We start from the raw sequence: 2,874 nt of genomic DNA, 5'->3' as shown, positions 1-2,874 counted from the left end.
GTTGTGCAAGCTGTTGGGTAATTAGTACTGCTCAGCTGAATGTATTTCTACACGTACACCTGCAGCCTATCAACGTCGTAGTCTACAACGACCCTTGTGTGGAAGATTCATCTTCGGGCTAGTTTCGCACTTAGATGCTTTCAGCGCTTATCTATTCCCCACATAGCTACTCGGCCATGCCCCTGGCGGGACAACCGATTCACCAGCGGTGGGTCCACCCCGGTCCTCTCGTACTAAGGGCAGCCCCCGTCAATCTTCCTACGCCCACCACAGATAGGGACCGAACTGTCTCACGACGTTCTGAACCCAGCTCGCGTGCCACTTTAATGAGCGAACAGCTCAACCCTTGGGACCTTCTCCAGCCCCAGGATGTGACGAGCCGACATCGAGGTGCCAAACCTCCCCGTCGATGTGAGCTCTTGGGGGAGATCAGCCTGTTATCCCCGGCGTACCTTTTATCCTTTGAGCGATGGCCCTTCCATACAGAACCACCGGATCACTATACCCTGGTTTCCCACCTGCTCGACCCGTCGGTCTCACAGTCAAGCCTGCTTGTACTATTGCACTCCACACACGGTTACCAAGCGTGTTGAGCAGACCTTTGGAAGCCTCCGTTACACTTTTGGAGGCGACCACCCCAGTCAAACTACCCACCATGCACGGTCCTGCTCATTGAGCAGTTAGATCCCAGGCCAGCGAAGGGTGGTATTTCAACGTTGGCTCCACGATGCCTGGCGACACCGCTTCAAAGCCTCCCACCTATCCTACACATCCCTGACCCGAAAACAATGCAAAGCTATAGTAAAGGTGCACGGGGTCTTTCCGTCCCGTGGCGGGTAAGCGGCATCTTCACCGCTACTACAATTTCACCGAGCTCACGGCCGAGACAGTGCCCAGATCGTTACACCATTCGTGCAGGTCGGAACTTACCCGACAAGGAATTTCGCTACCTTAGGACCGTTATAGTTACGGCCGCCGTTTACTGGGGCTTCGATTCAATGCTTTACCTTGCGGCTGACATCCCCTCTTAACCTTCCAGCACCGGGCAGGTGTCAGGCCCTATACGTCAACTTGCGTTTTGGCAGAGCCCTGTGTTTTTGCTAAACAGTCGCCTGGGCCATTTCTCTGCGGCCTCTCTTGCGAGGAGGCTCCCCTTCTCCCGAAGTTACAGGGTTAATTTGCCGAGTTCCTTAGCCGTGATTCACTCGAGCACCTTAGAATATTCTTCTCGACTACCTGTGTCGGTTTACGGTACGGGCTGCATTCAGCTGATGTTTCAAAAGCTTTTCTTGGAAGCTGTTTCGCATGTTCGCTTCGCCCGTAGGCTCTGCTCAACGCACTATTCCGTCAGTACGTACATACCACACTGCTCCGTCACTCTTTCACACTGAACGCAGGGGCAGGAATATTAACCTGCTGTCCATCGGTAATCGCCCTTCGGCTATACCTTAGGCCCCGCCTAACCCTCCGTTGATTAGCATAGCGGAGGAATCCTTAGTCTTTCGGTGTGCGGATTTCTCATCCGCATTATCGTTACTTATGCCTACATTTGCTTTTCTCACCAGTCCAGCCAGGCTTACGCCTAACCTTCACCCCTGTGAGAATGCTCCCCTACCGATCGTAATAAATTACTATCGCATAGCTTCGGTAATATGCTTGATGCCCGTTTATTATCGATGCCCGCCCCGCTCGACCAGTGAGCTGTTACGCACTCTTTAAATGTATAGCTGCTTCCAAGCTAACATCCTGGCTGTCTCTGCAGTCGGACCCCCTTAGTTCAACTTAGCATATATTTTGGGACCTTAGCTGATGCTCTGGGTTGTTCCCCTCTCGGACTGGGACCTTAGCACCCCAGCCCTCACTGCCGTGTATATCATAGCCCATTCGGAGTTTGTCAGAGTTTGGTAGGATTTGACTCCCCCTAGCCCTATCAGTAGCTCTACCTGACCATGACTCAACCACGACGCTGTTCCTAAAAACATTTCGGGGAGTACGAGCTATTTCTCAGTTTGATTGGCCTTTCACCCCTACCCTCAGTTCATCCGAAAACTTTTCAACGTTTACCGGTTCGGTCCTCCACGATGTGTTACCAGCGCTTCAACCTGACCAAGGGTAGATCACCAAGTTTCGCGTCTACAGCCACTGACTAATCGCCCATTTCAGACTCGCTTTCGCTTCGGCTCCTTCATTTCAATGAATTAACCTGGCCAGTGACCGTAACTCGTAGGCTCATTATGCAAAAGGCACGACGTCACCCGAAGGCTCCGTCCGCTTGTAAGCGCATGGTTTCAAGTTCTATTTCACCCCGCTGCTCGCGGTACTTTTCACCTTTCCCTCACGGTACTCGTTCACTATCGGTCTCTCAGGAGTATTTAGCCTTGGCGGATGGTGCCGCCGGATTCGAAGGGGATTTCTCCGGTCCCCACCTACTCAGGATACTCACTCAGACATCTCTCTTACCTGTACAGGACTCTCACCTTCTACGATTGGCTTTCCCACGCCATTCCAGTTCAATCAATGCCCACTTGGTGAGTCCTACAACCCCGGTCTGGCCGTAACCAGGCCGGTTTGGGCTCCTGCGCGTTCGCTCGCCACTACTTGCGCAATCATTATTATTTTCTTCTCCTGCGGGTACTTAGATGTTTCAGTTCCCCGCGTTCGCCCCCCGTAGGGTAATACCACTTCATGGTACTGGGTTGCCCCATTCGGAAATCTACGGATCAAATCATATGTGCTGATCCCCGTAGCTTATCGCAGCTTATCACGTCCTTCATCGCCTCTGAGAGCCTAGGTATCCTCCATGCGCCCTTAATTCGCTTGCGCGTTTATTATCTTATTCTCTTTTGCTTCTCAATATGTCAATGAACTCGTTAC

The 2,874-nt window shown here is 52.2% G+C and carries 1 rRNA gene; it reads right to left on the bottom strand.

Annotated elements, in window-relative coordinates:
* Position 1: 1 nt before the first annotated feature.
* A 23S ribosomal RNA gene (locus LXL81_RS28970) occupies positions 2-2,823 on the bottom strand.
* Positions 2,824-2,874 lie beyond the last annotated feature (51 nt).

It is taken from the genome of Dyadobacter sp. CY356 (assembly GCF_021440195.1).
GTDB lineage: Bacteria > Bacteroidota > Bacteroidia > Cytophagales > Spirosomataceae > Dyadobacter.
The sequence above is the reverse complement of the archived record's forward strand: the minus strand, read 5'-3'. Positions and strand labels throughout refer to the sequence as shown.